Here is a 16578-nt window from a genome sequence, read left to right on the forward strand (position 1 = left end):
TCTTCAAGAACCTTTTGAGCAGCTTGTAAAACTCTTTCATCTTCAGATTCTGGAAGAACTATTGTTTTTAGTTCTTTCTTTGCATTTTCTTTTATGTTCTCTATTAAACCCATATATCCGTCCTTTCACTATATTTATATATTTTATTATACAAAGCGTAGCATAAAAGTAGCATTTATGTAAAAAAATGGCTCAAGTAATGTGTAAAATTAGTTCATTTGTATAAAATTAGTACATAATATTTACATAAATAAAGAAATGTTACTTTAATAAACATTTTTTAAGAAAAAAAATGAATATGAGATAAAATTAATTCTTTAATAAGGTAAAACTATTTTGTTAGTAAAAAAAGCTTAAGCTTTTTTTACTAAATTGTATGTATCTTTTGCAATTACATACTCTTCATTGGTTGGAATAACAAATATCTTAATTTTAGAAGAGTCTTTTTGTATTTCTCTATTTCCACTTTTTCTTTTTTTATTTTCCTTTTTATCTATTTCTAAACCTAGAAATTCTAAACCAGTACAAACTTTTTCTCTAATAACATCTGCATTTTCTCCAATACCAGCTGTAAAGCAAATAGCATCTGCCCCACCTAATTGTCCCATATAAGAGCAAATATACTTTTTAATTCTATTACACATCATTTCAATACAAATTTTTGCTCTATGGTCTCCATCTTCTGCTTCTTTTAGTACTTCTCTTAAATCAGAAGAAATACCAGAAACACCAAGAATCCCTGATTTTTTATTTAAGTAATCAACTATTTCATGGGAATTCATGCCTTTTCTATCCATTAAATAAGGGATTACACCTGCATCAATATCTCCACTTCTTGTTCCCATAACAAGTCCTTCAAGAGGAGTTAGACCCATTGTTGTATCAATAGATTTTCCATTTTTAACAGCACATATTGATGAACCATTACCTAGATGGCATACAATTACTTTTGATTCTTTTTTATTTAGCATATTAATTGCTTCATTTGAAACGTAATGATGACTTGTTCCATGGAATCCATATTTTCTTAAGTGGTGTTCTATATAATCTTCATGTGGAACAGCATATAAATAATTTTCTTCTGGCATTGTTTGATGAAAGGCCGTATCAAATACTGCAACATTAGGTTTATCTGCCATAAGTTCTTGACAAATTTTAATACCTAAAATATGTGCAGGGTTATGTAGTGGGGCTAGAGGTATTAGTTCTTCAATTTTTTGTAAAACATCTTTTGTAATTAATGTTGATTTTTTAAAATATTCTCCTCCATGAACTACTCTATGTCCAATAGCTGATATTTCATTAATATTTTCAATCACTTTAGTATCATCATGGGTTAAAATATTTAAGACAAACTCAATAGCTTCTTTATGCGTTGGCATAGGTTGTTCAATTTCTAATTTTCTGTGTTCTGCAATTTCATGCTTCATTACACCATCTATTCCAATTCTTTCACATAAACCTGAGGCTTTTACTTCGGCAGTTTTAGGATTAATAAGTTGATATTTTAATGATGAACTACCTGCATTTAAAACAAGAATTAACATTTTTTCTCCTTTTGGTTTAAAATGCAATTATACCAAAGAAGAATATAAATATTATGAAAGTATTTATTTTATTTTTACCTTAGCTTGATTTTTTAATTTTAAAAAGATCATAGCTGTCATTATTGCATCATTATAAGCATCATGTTTCCCAAAAGGTGGAATATCAAGCTCTTTCATGATAGTATCAAATCTTAAATCAATATTGCTTTGAGGAATCATTTCTATCTTATAATCATAATAAATAGCAGAAACTTCATAGGCTTTATTTGGTAATCTTATTCCCAATTTTGGTTTTAAATATTTATTTATCATTGCGATGTCAAATTCTAAATAATATCCTACAAGTTTTCTATTACCAATAAATTCTAAAAACTCTTCAATAACTATATTTATATCCTCTGCTTCTTCTAAATCACATTCTCTTATGTGATGAACTTTGATTGCTTCAATTTGTAATTTTGTTTTAGGTTTTATAAATCTAACAAATTTTTTGCTGGCTACGATAGTATTATTTTTTATTAAAACTGCTCCAATTGATATAATATCATCTTCTAAAGGATTTAATCCTGTTGTCTCACAATCAAAACAAACATACTCATTTTCTACTGCTTTATCAAATAAAAAAGCATATTTTTCATCTTTTAAGTTTTTTCTATTGAAATAGTTTTTTATTGAATTAAACATAATTTAACTTGTAATGGCTTTCTAAAATTTTCTTTAATTTATTAATAATTTTAAAACTATCTTTTAATAAATCTTTTTCCATTCTATTTAACTTATCTGGATCAATATAATTATCAATAGTTTGAGCTGAGTCCATTTTTTCAATATTAGATTTTAATTTTAATGAATTTAAATAATTAAAAGCTTCTGATAATTCTTGAGAGAACTCTTTTGTGAATATATTTTTATCTGTTAATTCTTTTATTCTTTTTAAAGTATTTACTCGCATTAATTTATATTCTAAGGATAAAGCTCTAACTCCTTGAACAACAATGAAAATACCACCTTTTTTTATATCTAATTCATGTTTATGCTCTTTATCTTTTGAATCAAAAACAAAACCATCAAAGAAACCAAGAGGAACATCAAAATCCATAATTATCTTTGCAAAATGCATATAAAAACTTTGAGAGTCTGCACAAACTTTAAATAAGTGTTGTTTTAGGTCATCAAGTAATTGTCTATTTCCAGATGCACAAAAAGCATCATAAAAAATAGCAAGGTTCATAAACTTTTCTTCACTTGGATGGGTAATCCAATCATAGATTAAGTCTTTAAATTCCTTTTGTGTTCTACACCAATAAGGATTCGAAAGCATAATATTACCTTCACATGGAGGAAATCCAAAGTCTACTAAAGTTTGAGTGTATTCTTTAGTAAAAGTTTCAAGCTTAGCTTTTTCAATTTTGCAGTTATCATCTAGAATTAAAGCATTATCTTGGTCTGTTTTTAAAATTTGTTCAGCTCTTCCTTCACTTCCCATTACAATTAATGTAGATTTTCCAATGAGTTCTTCTGGTGCTATCATATTAAATAGTTTATCCATGATTTTTCTATTTAATTGATTTATTAGTTTTGAAATAAATGCAACTTTTACACCTTTTGCATAGAGTGATTTTACAATCTTAAGTAAAGATTGACTTGCAATTTTTAATTCTTCCACATTTGTAGCTTTTGCAATTTCATTAGAAACAGAGAATGTATGTGTTGCAAAAAATGAAGATAAAGATATTTGATCTAAAACTCCTACAATATCATGGTTTGAATTTTTTACTATTAATCTTTTTAATCCATGTTTTGTCATTAGTAGTTGGGCATTAAATAAAAAATCATCTTCATTTACATATTTTAGACCTGAATTTGAAATTTTACCCACACTATCATCGAAACTCATTTTATTTAAAATTACTTTTTCTCTAAAGTCTGAATCTGTTACTATATGAAGATTTTTTTCTTTATCTTTTAATAATAATGTAGGAACTTTTTTTTCTTTTAATTGTTTTACTGCTTCATAAATAGAAGTTTCAAAAGGAAGAATTAAAGCTTTATGAACCCTTGCATCTTTAACTTTTGCAACCATTAGGTTTACTAATTCTTTATTTTTTTCATGGTTTATATTTCCATTTAATTTTTCAGAAATTGATTGAAAGAAAAAATTCTCAAGGGCAGGGTTCTCATGTAGAACTTGAATAAATATTTCTCTAGGTAAAGTATAACAAATAGTCTCTTCTGTAGTTACAAAACAATTTTTTGAAAAATTCTCAATTAAGGAAATAGAATCAAAAAATTCATGATTCGAATATAATGATAAGACTTCAGAGTCTTCATTTTTTTCTTGAACTATACCTTTAATAATAAAATATAAAAATCTAGGTTCTTGTGAGAAATTTTGAATTATCTCTTCTTTTTTTAAATATACAATATCTAAGTTTTCAGCAAAGTATTCAAGTTGTTTTTTTGTTAGGTTTTCAAAAGGATGAATAGCTTTTAAAAATTTTATTTGTTCTTGTGTGTCCATGTTAAATCTCTATTATTAATTTATTAATTATAAGAAAAAATTAATAAAAGAAAGTAACCAAAAAATCAAAGAGAATAACTCTTTGATTTTTAATATTAGTGATCAACTGCTCCAGCTGCACCAATACCTGTATTTGCTCTAATATTTTGAGCTCTATATAATTCTTTTTCTGCTTTTCCTCTATCACTTCCATCTGTTTTAGAGAAGAACCAAATAGCAATAAATGCAACTGTTACAGAGAATAGTGCAGGGTGTTTATAAGGGAATAAAGCTTCTTCATTTCCTAAAATTTGTACCCAAACAATTGGCCCAATAATTACAAGTGTTACAGCTGTAATTAATCCAATTAATCCACCTAAGAAAGCACCTCTTGTTGTTAGTCCTCTCCAATAAATAGATAAGAAAAGAATTGGGAAGTTTGCAGAAGCTGCAATACCAAATGCTAATCCAACCATATAAGCAATATTTTGTTGTTCAAAAGCAATTCCTAAGATAACACCAACAATACCTACAATGATAACTGTGATTCTTGAAATTTTAACAACTTGCTCATCAGTAGCATTAGGATTTATAACATTTGAGTATAAATCATGTGAAATAGCACTTGCCCCTGATAAAGTAAGTCCTGATACAACTGCTAAAATAGTAGCAAAAGCAACAGCTGAAATAAATCCTAAGAATGCATTTCCACCTAGCATATGAGATAAGTGAATTGAAGCCATATTATTTCCACCAAATAATTTGCCATCAGTAAAATATTGTGCTCCATCTGCAGTATTTAAAAATGCAATTGCTCCAAATCCTACAATTGTAATAATAACCCAAAAATATCCTACAAATCCTGTAGCATAAACAACAGATTTTCTAGCTTCTTTTGCATTACCAACTGTAAAGAATCTCATAAGAACGTGAGGTAAACCTGCTGTTCCTAGCATAAGAGCCATACCTAATGATATAGCAGAAATAGGGTCAGAAATAAATCCACCTGGAGATAAAATTGATTCTCCATCACTATGATTTTCAGTAGCTGCTACAGCTAATGATTCAAAGTTAAAATTAAATGTATATAAAACCATTATGGCCATAAAAGATACACCAGTTAATAATAAGCAAGCTTTAATAATTTGAACCCAAGTAGTTGCAAGCATTCCACCAAAAGTTACGTAAATAATCATCATAACTCCAACTAGAATTACAGCAAACTCATATTCCATTCCAAATAGTACTTGAATAAGTTTTCCTGCACCTACCATTTGAGCAATTAAATATAATACTACAACTGATAATGTTCCGAAAGCTGCAAGAGTTCTAATTTCTTTTTGACTTAATCTATAAGCAGCAATATCTGCAAAAGTAAATTTACCTAAATTTCTTAATTTCTCTGCCATAAAGAAAAGAATAATTGGCCATCCAACTAAAAATGAAACTGCATAGATAACCCCATCATAACCTTTAAGGTAAATAAGACCAGAAACTCCAAGGAAAGCAGCAGCAGACATGTAGTCACCTGCAATTGCTAGACCATTTTGAAAACCAGTGATTCCCCCACCAGCTGTATAAAAGTCACTAGCAGACTTTGTTTTCTTTGCTGCCCAATAAGTAAGAGCTAAAGTACCCATAATGAAAATAAAGAACATAATAATCGCTGGAATATTAAGTTCTCTTTTCGTTGCTTCAAAACTTGCATCACCTGCTGCAAATGCAGAAAGTGCAATAATAGAAATTAGTGCTAATATTCTCAACATTACATTAAATCCTTTACATCTTCTTTTATTTCATTAGTTATATCTTCAAACTCACCATTTGCTCTTTTCACATAAATAACTGTTGTGATAAAACTAATTACTAAAATTGCAAGTGCAATTGGAAATGCAATTGTTGTTAACATACCTTCACTTATTTTTGTAGCTAGTATTTCTTTGTTAAATGCAATAGTTAAAATATAGGCATAAAACATCACTAAAACAAAAATACCAAGTTTTATACTAAAACTATTTCTTTTTGAAATCAGTTCTTCGTATTTAGGATTATTTTCAATCCTTTCAACTAACTCGTCCTTCATCTTCTCCCCTTTGTATTACAAAATCTTATAGTTAAGATTTCTAGAATGACATTTGTTTTATCTTTGCTATAACAAAGTAGCATCAGCATAGCATTAAAAAAAACAACAAATTATTATACTTTGGCAAAAATTAATTTAAACAAAAAGTGTACAAAAAATGTCAAAAAAAATGATATTATGTAAAAAAGTAGCAATTAAAAGTTTTAAGAATAGTCCTATTTTTCGTTGTTTTAAGAGATTTTAATATAAAGAGAGATTTTAATCTCTCTTTATTGTATAATTATTGTACAAAGTGTACTTTTTTAGTGGTCTACTGCTCCATCTGCACCAAAACCAGTTTCTGCTCTTATATTTTGAGCTTCATAAGCTTTTTCTTCATCTTTTGCTCTTTGAGAATTATCAGTAATAGAAAAGAACCAAATAGCAACAAATGCAATAGTTACAGAAAATAGTGCAGGGTGTTTATATGGGAATAAAGCTTCTTCATTTCCTAAAATTTGTACCCAAACAATTGGTCCTACAATTACTAAAATAACTGCAGTAGCTAATCCTATAATTCCACCTATGAAAGCACCTCTAGTAGTTAACTTTCTCCAGTAAATTGATAAGAATAAAATTGGGAAGTTTGCTGATGCTGCAATAGCAAATGCTAAACCAACCATAAATGCAATATTTTGTTGTTCAAATGCAATCCCTAAAATAACACCAACAAATCCAATTATAATAACAGCAATTTTAGAAACTCTAATCTCTTGCTCTTCTGTAGCATTTGGATTAATAACAGATGCATAAAGGTCGTGTGAAATTGCAGATGCTCCTGCTAGTGTTAATCCAGCAACAACTGCTAAAATTGTAGCAAAGGCAACAGCTGAAATAAATCCTAAGAATACGTTACCACCAACAATGTGTGATAAGTGAATTGCCGCCATATTGTTCCCACCAAATAATTTTCCATCAACAAAGTATGCAGCACCTGCATCAGAGTTTAAGAATACAATAGCACCAAGACCAATAACAGCAATAACTAAATAGAAGTAACCAATAAATCCAGTTGCATAAACAACAGATTTTCTAGCTTCTTTTGCATTACCAACTGTAAAGAATCTCATTAATACGTGAGGAAGACCCGCCGTACCAAGCATTAATGCAAGTCCTAAAGAAATAGCAGAAATAGGGTCAGAAATAAATCCACCTGGCGCCATAATTGCTTGACCTTTTTCATGACTTTCTACTGCTTTTGTTGCTAAAGCTTCAAAAGAAAAACCAAAGTGACTTAATACCATAAATCCCATAAATGAAACACCAGATAAAAGTAATACAGCTTTAATAATTTGAACCCAAGTAGTTGCAAGCATTCCACCAAAAGTTACATAAATAATCATCATAACTCCAACAAGAATTACTGCATACTCATACTCTAATCCAAATAATACTTGAATTAATTTACCCGAACCAACCATTTGAGCAATTAAGTATAAAGTTACAACAGATAGTGAACCAAATGCAGCTAAAGTCCTAATCTCTTTTTGACCTAATCTAAATGCAGCAATATCTGTAAATGTAAATTTACCTAAGTTTCTTAATCTCTCTGCTAATAAGAATAAAATAACAGGCCAACCAACTAAGAATCCAACGGCATAAATAAGACCATCATATCCACTTAAATAAACAAGTCCTGAAATACCAAGGAATGAAGCAGCAGACATATAATCTCCCGCAATTGCCATACCATTTTGGAAACCAGTAATTCCTCCACCAGCTGTATAGAAGTCACTAGCCGACTTTGTTTTCTTTGCTGCCCAATAAGTGATACCTAGAGTACCACCAACAAAAATAAAAAACATAATAATTGCAGCAACATTAAGTTCTCTTTTCGATGCTTCAAAATTTGCATCGCCTGCTGCAAATAATGCAACAGAAAATAGTGTAATTAGTGCTAATATTCTTAACATTATAATTCATCCTTTACATCTTCTCTTACTTTTTCAATTAATTCTTCAAACTCACCATTTGCTCTTTTTACATAAATAAGTGTTGTAAAGAAACTAATTACAATAATTGCAGCTGCAATAGGAAATGCTATAGTCATTACACCATCTCCTGTTCTTATTCCTAATAGTGCTGGTTCAAATGCAATTGTTAAAATAAATGCATAAAATAATACAAGCACAAATATTCCAAGTTTAATGGCAAAACTTGTTCTTTTTTTTACTAATTCTTGATAATTAGGATTAGCTTTAATTTTAGATACTAATTGATCGTTCATTATCGTCCTTTCTTTAGATGATATTTCTAGTTTTCCTGTTAATTTCTAATTTAAATAACAAATGTTCTAGAAAATATTTGAATATTATACATGAGATATTTTTTTTATACAATTATTATTTGACTATTAAGTCAATTTTAAGGCTTTAAAGGCCCTTAGTAACGAATTGTTACAGGTAAAAGTAGCAATAAAATAGCATAATTTTTAATGCTATTTTATTGCTATGTTCAAGCTATTTTATTGCTACGTTTGTAGTTTTATCCAGTATAAAAAGTAGAGTTTGCAGGAGATAAATCCCTTAGTTTTAAAAAAATCATTGAAGTCATAAGTGCATCATTTAAAGCATCATGTTTCCCAAGTTCTGGAATATCTAAATTTTTCATTATTGTGTCAAACTTTAGATCAACAAATTCATAATCTGAACTTCTTTTTCTTGTTTTAAAATACATAGAAGAAACTTCTATTTGGTGATTAGGCAAAGATACTCCAATGTATTCTTTTGTATATTTAGAAATCATGGCAATATCAAATTTTATATAGTAGCCTACAATAGGTCTATTCCCTATAAAATCAAGCAAATTTAAAATAGCTTCTTTAGGTTCAATTGCTTTTTGTAAATCTATTGGTCTGATTTGGTGTATTTTAATTGATTCTTCTGTAATTTCTTTAGAGGGTTTTACAAAAATATTTAATGTCTTTCTCATTAATATCTTATTTTGTTTTATTCTAACGGCACCAATTGAGAGAATTTCATCTTTTTTGGGATTAAGTCCTGTAGTCTCACAATCTAAACAAACATATTCATCTTTTAAAGGGTTATCAAAAAGATATTCATATTTTTTATCTAGTAACTTTTTTCTTTGCCAAGAATTTATTAGTTTTTTAAACATTATGAAATCTTATCAATTTTAAATACATAAGTAATAAATTTTTTAAAATTATTAACAATTTTAAAACTGTCTTTTAATAAATCTCTTTCTATTTTCCCTAAACTATGGGTATCTATTTCATTATTTATTTTTTTAGAATCTTGTATTTTTTGTAAATGTGCTTTAAGTCTTAATGTATTTAATACATCAAATGCTTCTAAAAGTTCATTTGCCATTTCTGCTTCTAATATTTTCTTTTGTTGTAATATTTTTATTCTTTTTACTGTTGTTGTTTCTCTAATTCTTTCTCTTAGGCTTAGACTTCTAATTCCTTGAACAATAGGGAATACACCAGTTTTCTTTATATCAATATTATAAGTTTTTGTCATAAAATTTGCTACTGTACTTGGAGTGTCAAAAGTAAGTGTTGCTCTTGCAAAATATGCCATAAATACATCTTTATCATGAAGTTTATTAAATAAGTCATCTTTTAAATTGATTAATAATTCTTTATCCCCTGCCACTGCAAAAGAATCAAAAAATATTGCTAAATCCATGTAGTTTTGCATATCTGGTGCTTCAATCCATCTTGCTGTATCTTTTTTATAATCATTTACAGTTTTACACCAAAAAGGATTTGAAACCATAATATTACCTTCACAAGGAGGATAGCCAAAGTCAATTAATGTTTCTGTAATTTGTTGCATATAGGGTCTATATTGTTCTACATCAGTTCCATCTTTTACAACAAGTGCATTATCTTGGTCAGTTTTTATTATTTGCTCATTTCTTCCTTCACTTCCCATTACTATTAAGCAGGCATTATTTTGTAGTTCTTCAGGAACAACAAATTTATATATTTTTTTATAAACTTTTGTATTTAATTGACCAATTAAGTTTGAGATATGATGAACTTTTACACCTTTTGCATTTAATGTTTTAACTGTATCAACAAGTTCTCCACTGGCTTCTTTTAAATCTTTTAATGTTCTTGCATTTTTTATTTTTGAGTCAACTACATAAGTGTGGTTTGCAAAGTGAGATAATACATCAATTTGCTCTAATGTACCTTGGATCTCCCCTTCATTATTTACAACTCCTACTCTTTTGATATTTTTTTTAATTAATAGTGTTAGCGCTTCAAATAAATAGTCATCTAGGTTAACTGTTAATATAGGTGAAATAGCTATCTCCTCTACTGGAATAGATAAATCTCTGCCTTCTAATAAAACTTTAATTTTAAGTAATGAATCTGTAATGATTCCATATTTATGTGTGTCAAACTTTACAATTATTGTAGATGTTTCATATTGCATTGATTTATCAATTGCATCAATTAATTTGGTTCCTTTTTCTACTATACAAGGAGGGTGTAAAATAGTGTCTTCTACCTTTGCAATCATAAAAGAAGAAAGTTCAGAAGCATATTCTTTATCTTTTAGTGTTTGAAATTTATTTACTAAATTGTTTAGGAAAAAGTTTTTAAAGCCGTCATTATTTTCAATTAGTTCCAGAAAAATAGTTTTTTCTATTTCATAACAAATTAAATCTTCATATACTTTAAAAGAGTTATTTGTTTTTCCGTATATTAATGAGTTGGCATCAAAAGAGTCTTGATAGTGGTAGTCAACTAATATTTCATCTTCTTTATACTCATGAACGATACCTTTTATAATTACAAAAAAGTGATTAGGAATATTTTCAGGAGTAATTAAAACTTCATCTTTAGGATAATAAGCAATATCCATATGTCTAATACATTTATCCATTTGTTCTTCTGTTAAAAGTTCAAAAGGATGAATGTTTGATAAAAAAGATTTTTGATCACGAAGACTCATAAATTTTCCTTAGATAATATTCATTTATAATATAGAAATTATAGTATAAATGAATATTAAAAGAAAAGCCAACCCAAAAGGGTTGACTTTAGAACTTTTATTTTAGTGGTCGTGAGCCGCTCCAACATTATTTGGAAGTCTGATTGACTCAACTAACTCTTGAACTTCTTGAGGTGGTTCAGGAGTCATTCTAGATACAACAAATGCTACAATTAAGTGTAAAAGTGTACCTATTGTACCAATTCCTGTAGGAGCAATTCCTAAGAAATAATCTTCAGGTTTTCCACCTAGGAATACAAAGTAAATGATATATCCGAATGTGAAGAATAAACCAGTTAAAATACCAGCAATTGCACCTTCTTTATTCATTCTTTTATCAAATACACCAAGAATAATTGTTGGGAAGAATGCCGCTGCTGCTAAACCGAATGCAAAAGCAACAACTTGTGCAACAAATCCTGGAGGGTTAATTCCTAGATATCCAGCAACACATATTGCAACAACTGCTGAGATTCTTGCCCACATTAATTCTGTTTTTTCATTTAATTTAGATTTTCCAGTTTCTGGATCTCTAAATATTACTTGTCCCATAAGGTCATGTGAAATAGCTGAAGCAATTACAAGTAATAAACCTGCTGCTGTAGATAATGCTGCTGCAAGACCCCCTGCTGCGATGAATGCAATTACCCAATTTGGTAAGTTAGCAATCTCTGGGTTAGCAAGTACCATAATATCTCTATCAACATATAACTCATTTTCAATTTTACCTGTATTTTGACTTGGTATAGCATTAGTAGTAACTCTTTCTCCATGCTCACCAATTTTTTCACCATCAAATGCAGGTTTACCTTTAGGTCCTTCAAATGCTGCATCAGGAGCATATTGAATTTTTCCATCACCATTTCTATCTGCCCAAGCTAATAATCCACCTTGTTCCCAAGTAGTAAACCAAGAACCATTGTTTGGAGTACCATCAGCATGTTTTAATTCACCATTTACAAAGGCTTTATATTCAACATTTTGAACATTTTTAATTAAGTTTAATCTACCAATTGCAGCAACTGAAGAAGCAGTTGTATACATAATAGCAATGAATAATAATGCCCATCCAGCAGAAATTCTAGCATCTCTAACAGTTGGAACTGTAAAGAATCTAACAATAACGTGTGGAAGACCAGCAGTACCAAGCATTAAAGCTGTAGTTAACATAAACATATTCCATAAATTACCTGGTTCAGTATATGCTTTGAATCCTAAATCTGTAATGGCTGTATCAAGCGCATGCAGTAAATAGGTTCCTTCAGGAATCGTTTTTACTCCATCATGGAATTCAAATGTAGTTTGACCAAATAATGCTAATTGTGGTAAAAATGTATCAGTAACTTGTAATGATAAGAAAATTGCAGGAATTAAATATGCAAAAATCATAACAATATACTGTGCAACTTGTGTATACGTAATACCTTTCATCCCCCCAAGTACAGAGTAAATAAATACAATACCCATACCAATAAGAACACCTGTATTTACATCAACTTGTAAGAATCTTGAGAATACAATACCAACACCTCTCATTTGTCCTGCAACATATGTAAATGAAACGAAAATTACAGCAACAACAGCAACTGTTCTTGCAATATTTGAGTAATATCTATCCCCTACAAAATCAGGAACAGTAAATTTACCAAATTTTCTTAAATAAGGTGCTAGTAACATAGCAAGTAGAACATATCCACCTGTCCAACCCATTAAATAAGCACTTGCATCAGAACCTTTAAATGCAATAATACCTGCCATTGAAATAAATGAAGCAGCTGACATCCAGTCTGCAGCAGTTGCCATACCATTTGCTACAGGGTGAACACCACCACCAGCAACATAGAAATCTTTAGTAGAACCTGCTTTTGCCCAAAGTGCAATACCAATATAAATTGCAAATGAAATACCTACAAATAGGTAAATTAATGATTGTAATTCCATTTTAATATCTCCTATTCGTGTACATCATATTTTTCGTCAATTGCTGTCATTTTTGCAACATATACAAAAATTAAAATTACGAAAACATATATTGACCCTTGTTGGGCAAACCAGAATCCTAATTTAACACCACTAATTTCAATAGTATTAAGTTCATTTATGAATAAAATTCCACAACCGAAAGAAACGATAAACCAAACTACTAATAATTTAAGAATAGTAGAAATATTTTCTTTCCAATAAGCTTGAGCTTTTTCTGGACTCATATGTACTCCTTTTTAAGTTTTACAAAAAGAATAAATCTTTTTAGTAATTCAACATTGTAAGTATAATAACAGTTTGTAGCAAAAAGGTAGCAATTGAAAAAAAATTATAAAAAAATTTATATTTCGTAGGATTAACGTAGCAAAAAGGCTTTAGATAAGCCTTTTTTAGGTAGTTTCTAAACTGAATAAAATCTATCGATTTTGTAGCCTAAACCTCTAATATTTTTAATAAAATCCTCTTTTAGAGCTTTTTTAAGTCTTGATATTTCTGCTCTTATTGTAGGATTATCAATATTTTCCCCTCCCCAGATGTCAATTCTAAATCTTTCAAAGTCAACAATCATATTAATATTAAGGGCTAAAATATGGATAATATCCAATTGTTTTTTAGTTAAAGTTTGTGGTTCAGAGTTAAAATATAGAGTTTTTTCACTCTTAGAGTAAGAATAATTCTCTGAAAATCTTATATGAGAAGTGTTACTTTGGTCTTTTTTTAAGATTTGATTTATTTTTATTCCTAACTCTTCTAAATGAAAAGGTTTCTTTATATATTCTCTACAACCTAAATCATATGCTTTTGTAATATCTTCTATATCTAAAAGAGCAGATATATAAATTGTAGGAATATAGATTTTTTGATTATTCAATTCTTCTAATATTTGAAAACCATTCTTTTTAGGTACATTAATATCTAAGATTAATAAATCATAAGAAGAATCTACATGTTCAATTACTTCTTCACCATCAGTAAAACTTTCAACCATATGACCAATATCCTTTAAATATTCAGATATTGTATTATTTAACATTAGTTCATCTTCAAGTAGTAGTATTTTCATTTATTTTAAACCTATAAGTGAATTTTGTATATTTCTCATTGGAATCTAAATCAATTATAACTAAATTTTTATCACATATTTCTTTTACTATTCTAAGGCCCAGGCCAAAGCCACCCCTTGAATCATTTTCTCTATAAAAATCACTAAAAATCTTATTAGTGTCTTCGATTTTTTCTGAATTTGTTTTAACAGAGAATTTAATTATATCTTCATCTAAATATGAAAGTTTAATATAAATAGGTGATTTTGCTTTTGAATATTTAATTGAGTTTGATATATTGTTATCTACTATTCTTTGCAATTCTGTTTTATTGAATTTTATATATATATCTTCTTCTATATTACTTACAAAATATAAGTCATTTGCAATTGCAATACTATCAAAGAAGTTTAGTCTTTCAATTAAATAGGCTGAAAAGTTTATATACTCTTTAGGGTATTCAACTCTATCTTTTTTTATTAAATATGATAGGTCATCATAAATATATTGAATTATTTTTGTTCCACTTTCTATATTTGATATATATTTGTTATTTGGAGTATGCCTTTTTAATAGGTCTATATTTGTTCTTATAATGGCTAAAGGAGTATTTACTTCATGTACAGAATTTTTAAGAAATTTTTTTTGTGATTCAAGTAAATTACTTAGTTCTTTTGTTTGTTCATTTACTTTCTCTTCTAGATGGGTATTTAGTCCTTGTAGCATTTGATTTTTATCTTTTATACTATGCATTGCATCATATGCATAGTTTGCAATAACTTTAAACTCTCCAAATATTAATCTATTTTGACTTATTCTTGTATCTGATTTTTGGGTTTCCTTTAAGTATTTACCAATTTCTTTAACATCATTAACTATAAGAATAGTTGCATTTTTATAAATAAAGATAGAATATAAGACAAGCATAATTGTTAATGATAAAATTTGAAGGATATAGTTTGATATTTTTTCATCATGCTCTTTTCTTTTTGTTTTAATTACTTCATCTATTTCATCTAAGTAGATTCCTCTTCCTATTGTCCAATTCCAAGGCTTGTATGATAAAGCATAAGATATTTTAAGAGCTTCTTTTTTTAATTGGGGTTTATACCAAATATATTTGACAAAACCACCTTTGTCTTTTTTTGAAATATCAATTAGTTCTTTTATAACTTTTTTCCCACTGGGGTCTTTAAATTCATATAAATTTTTCCCTATATTCTCTTCAAGTATAGGATAATAAATAGATGTTCCTTCAAAATCATAGATGAAAGCATAGTCATTTAGATTTGTTTTGTCTCTCATTGTTTCTATTGCATGAAGTATATCTTTTTTTATTTTCTCTTCACTTTTTATATTTTTATAGGTAGTGTGATAATAATGAATGAATTTTAGTGTTCTTTTTATATCTGCTTGAATTAAATCTTTTTGTTTTGCATAATAGTTGTCTTTTATAATTTTTATTTTTTCATCAAAGTCATCAAAAGCATTGTTGATAATAATAAAAGTAAAAGAAGATGTTAAGAAAACAATAAAGATTATACTATAAAGAATTAAGTGGTATAAAGATTTTGCTCTAATCATTAAAATTTATCCTTTTTTAATAATAAAAGAGAATATCTGAAAAAATATAAATAATTGATAAAAAATGATTTGATAGATTTAAAAAAAAGTGGCGCGGTTGACGAGACTCGAACTCGCGACCTCCTGCGTGACAGGCAGGCATTCTAACCAACTAAACTACAACCGCACACTTTGAAATGGTGGTCGATAGTGGACTCGAACCACTGACATCTACCTTGTAAGGGTAGCGCTCTACCAACTGAGCTAATCGACCAAATGTATGGTGACCCCTAGGAGACTCGAACTCCTGTGACATGGATGAAAACCATGGATCCTAACCGCTAGATGAAGGGGCCATACAATATATAATAACTGGTGACCCGTGAAGGATTCGAACCTTCGGCCACCTCCTTAAAAGGGAGATGCTCTACCAGCTGAGCTAACGGGTCAATAAATAAATATAAATGGCGCGGTTGACGAGACTCGAACTCGCGACCTCCTGCGTGACAGGCAGGCATTCTAACCAACTAAACTACAACCGCACACTTTGAAATGGTGGTCGATAGTGGACTCGAACCACTGACATCTACCTTGTAAGGGTAGCGCTCTACCAACTGAGCTAATCGACCAAATGTATGGTGACCCCTAGGAGACTCGAACTCCTGTGACATGGATGAAAACCATGGATCCTAACCGCTAGATGAAGGGGCCATACAATATATAATAACTGGTGACCCGTGAAGGATTCGAACCTTCGGCCACCTCCTTAAAAGGGAGATGCTCTACCAGCTGAGCTAACGGGTCATATGCATTTTGAAAGTACTTCTTTTCAAAATGGAGTGGAATT

14 protein-coding genes and 8 tRNA genes are annotated in these 16578 nt (G+C 29.1%); all 22 read right to left on the minus strand.

All coding sequences use genetic code 11. The features are described 5' to 3' along the window. A partial coding sequence (locus CP965_RS13585; protein ID WP_267285286.1) for a phosphate acyltransferase occupies window positions 1-113 on the minus strand: 113 nt, incomplete at its 3' end. A gap of 240 nt (window positions 114-353) precedes the next feature. Beyond that, window positions 354-1547, minus strand: coding sequence for an acetate/propionate family kinase (locus tag CP965_RS13590; RefSeq protein ID WP_129062661.1), 1194 nt, complete (start codon window positions 1545-1547; stop codon window positions 354-356). A gap of 63 nt (window positions 1548-1610) precedes the next feature. After that, a complete protein-coding gene (locus CP965_RS13595) occupies window positions 1611-2231 on the minus strand; it encodes a 3'-5' exonuclease (RefSeq protein ID WP_129062662.1) in 621 nt (206 codons plus the stop codon). Beyond that, window positions 2224-4068 (minus strand): putative nucleotidyltransferase substrate binding domain-containing protein, encoded by a 1845-nt coding sequence (locus CP965_RS13600; protein WP_129062663.1) that lies wholly within the window; start codon window positions 4066-4068, stop codon window positions 2224-2226. Before CP965_RS13600 ends, CP965_RS13595 begins: the two co-directional genes overlap by 8 nt. A 95-nt stretch (window positions 4069-4163) precedes the next feature. After that, window positions 4164-5813 (minus strand): cation acetate symporter, encoded by a 1650-nt coding sequence (locus tag CP965_RS13605; protein WP_129062664.1) that lies wholly within the window; start codon window positions 5811-5813, stop codon window positions 4164-4166. After that, window positions 5813-6130 carry a DUF485 domain-containing protein gene (locus CP965_RS13610; RefSeq protein ID WP_129062665.1) on the minus strand — a complete coding sequence of 106 codons (318 nt, stop codon included), beginning with the start codon at window positions 6128-6130 and terminating at the stop codon, window positions 5813-5815. Before CP965_RS13610 ends, CP965_RS13605 begins: the two co-directional genes overlap by 1 nt. 302 nt (window positions 6131-6432) lie before the next feature. Then, the gene (locus CP965_RS13615) at window positions 6433-8082 is read right to left on the minus strand and encodes a cation acetate symporter (protein WP_129062666.1); all 1650 of its coding nucleotides are present in this window, start codon (window positions 8080-8082) and stop codon (window positions 6433-6435) included. Continuing rightward, window positions 8082-8396 carry a DUF485 domain-containing protein gene (locus CP965_RS13620; protein WP_129062667.1) on the minus strand — a complete coding sequence of 105 codons (315 nt, stop codon included), beginning with the start codon at window positions 8394-8396 and terminating at the stop codon, window positions 8082-8084. The genes CP965_RS13615 and CP965_RS13620 overlap by 1 nt, the downstream gene beginning before the upstream one ends. Window positions 8397-8653: 257 nt before the next feature. Continuing rightward, complete coding sequence (locus CP965_RS13625) at window positions 8654-9286, minus strand: 3'-5' exonuclease (RefSeq protein ID WP_129062668.1); 633 nt, start codon at window positions 9284-9286, stop codon at window positions 8654-8656. Next, complete coding sequence (locus CP965_RS13630; RefSeq protein WP_129062669.1) at window positions 9286-11103, minus strand: DUF294 nucleotidyltransferase-like domain-containing protein; 1818 nt, start codon at window positions 11101-11103, stop codon at window positions 9286-9288. Before CP965_RS13630 ends, CP965_RS13625 begins: the two co-directional genes overlap by 1 nt. Window positions 11104-11205: 102 nt before the next feature. Next, complete coding sequence (locus CP965_RS13635; RefSeq protein ID WP_129062670.1) at window positions 11206-13083, minus strand: sodium:solute symporter family protein; 1878 nt, start codon at window positions 13081-13083, stop codon at window positions 11206-11208. Window positions 13084-13094: 11 nt separating this feature from the next. Further along, window positions 13095-13349, minus strand: a complete 255-nt coding sequence (locus CP965_RS13640) for a DUF4212 domain-containing protein (RefSeq protein WP_129062671.1) — start codon at window positions 13347-13349, stop codon at window positions 13095-13097. Window positions 13350-13525: 176 nt separating this feature from the next. After that, window positions 13526-14188 carry a response regulator transcription factor gene (locus CP965_RS13645; protein ID WP_129062672.1) on the minus strand — a complete coding sequence of 221 codons (663 nt, stop codon included), beginning with the start codon at window positions 14186-14188 and terminating at the stop codon, window positions 13526-13528. Next, window positions 14169-15752 (minus strand): sensor histidine kinase, encoded by a 1584-nt coding sequence (locus CP965_RS13650; RefSeq protein WP_129062673.1) that lies wholly within the window; start codon window positions 15750-15752, stop codon window positions 14169-14171. Before CP965_RS13650 ends, CP965_RS13645 begins: the two co-directional genes overlap by 20 nt. 89 nt (window positions 15753-15841) lie before the next feature. Continuing rightward, window positions 15842-15918, minus strand: a tRNA-Asp gene (locus CP965_RS13655). 11 nt (window positions 15919-15929) lie between these two features. After that, window positions 15930-16005 (minus strand) — tRNA-Val (locus tag CP965_RS13660). A 7-nt stretch (window positions 16006-16012) separates the two neighbouring features. Next, window positions 16013-16087, minus strand: a tRNA-Glu gene (locus tag CP965_RS13665). Window positions 16088-16104: 17 nt separating this feature from the next. Beyond that, window positions 16105-16180: transfer RNA gene (locus CP965_RS13670), tRNA-Lys, on the minus strand. A 16-nt stretch (window positions 16181-16196) separates the two neighbouring features. Next, window positions 16197-16273: transfer RNA gene (locus tag CP965_RS13675), tRNA-Asp, on the minus strand. Between the two features lie 11 nt (window positions 16274-16284). Next, window positions 16285-16360 (minus strand) — tRNA-Val (locus tag CP965_RS13680). Window positions 16361-16367: 7 nt separating this feature from the next. After that, a tRNA-Glu gene (locus CP965_RS13685) sits at window positions 16368-16442 on the minus strand. A gap of 17 nt (window positions 16443-16459) precedes the next feature. Further along, window positions 16460-16535, minus strand: a tRNA-Lys gene (locus CP965_RS13690). Window positions 16536-16578 lie beyond the last annotated feature (43 nt).

The organism is Halarcobacter mediterraneus (assembly GCF_004116625.1).
GTDB lineage: Bacteria > Campylobacterota > Campylobacteria > Campylobacterales > Arcobacteraceae > Halarcobacter > Halarcobacter mediterraneus.

Excerpts from the sequence above, each read along its gene's own strand:
- CP965_RS13590 (WP_129062661.1), bottom strand. The coding sequence starts at position 1,547 with ATGTTAATTCTTGTTTTAAATGCAGGTAGTTCATCATTAAAATATCAA.
- CP965_RS13595 (WP_129062662.1), bottom strand. The coding sequence starts at position 2,231 with ATGTTTAATTCAATAAAAAACTATTTCAATAGAAAAAACTTAAAAGAT.
- CP965_RS13600 (WP_129062663.1), bottom strand. The coding sequence starts at position 4,068 with ATGGACACACAAGAACAAATAAAATTTTTAAAAGCTATTCATCCTTTT.
- CP965_RS13605 (WP_129062664.1), bottom strand. The coding sequence starts at position 5,813 with ATGTTGAGAATATTAGCACTAATTTCTATTATTGCACTTTCTGCATTT.
- CP965_RS13610 (WP_129062665.1), bottom strand. The coding sequence starts at position 6,130 with ATGAAGGACGAGTTAGTTGAAAGGATTGAAAATAATCCTAAATACGAA.
- CP965_RS13615 (WP_129062666.1), bottom strand. The coding sequence starts at position 8,082 with ATGTTAAGAATATTAGCACTAATTACACTATTTTCTGTTGCATTATTT.
- CP965_RS13620 (WP_129062667.1), bottom strand. The coding sequence starts at position 8,396 with ATGAACGATCAATTAGTATCTAAAATTAAAGCTAATCCTAATTATCAA.
- CP965_RS13625 (WP_129062668.1), bottom strand. The coding sequence starts at position 9,286 with ATGTTTAAAAAACTAATAAATTCTTGGCAAAGAAAAAAGTTACTAGAT.
- CP965_RS13630 (WP_129062669.1), bottom strand. The coding sequence starts at position 11,103 with ATGAGTCTTCGTGATCAAAAATCTTTTTTATCAAACATTCATCCTTTT.
- CP965_RS13635 (WP_129062670.1), bottom strand. The coding sequence starts at position 13,083 with ATGGAATTACAATCATTAATTTACCTATTTGTAGGTATTTCATTTGCA.
- CP965_RS13640 (WP_129062671.1), bottom strand. The coding sequence starts at position 13,349 with ATGAGTCCAGAAAAAGCTCAAGCTTATTGGAAAGAAAATATTTCTACT.
- CP965_RS13645 (WP_129062672.1), bottom strand. The coding sequence starts at position 14,188 with ATGAAAATACTACTACTTGAAGATGAACTAATGTTAAATAATACAATA.
- CP965_RS13650 (WP_129062673.1), bottom strand. The coding sequence starts at position 15,752 with ATGATTAGAGCAAAATCTTTATACCACTTAATTCTTTATAGTATAATC.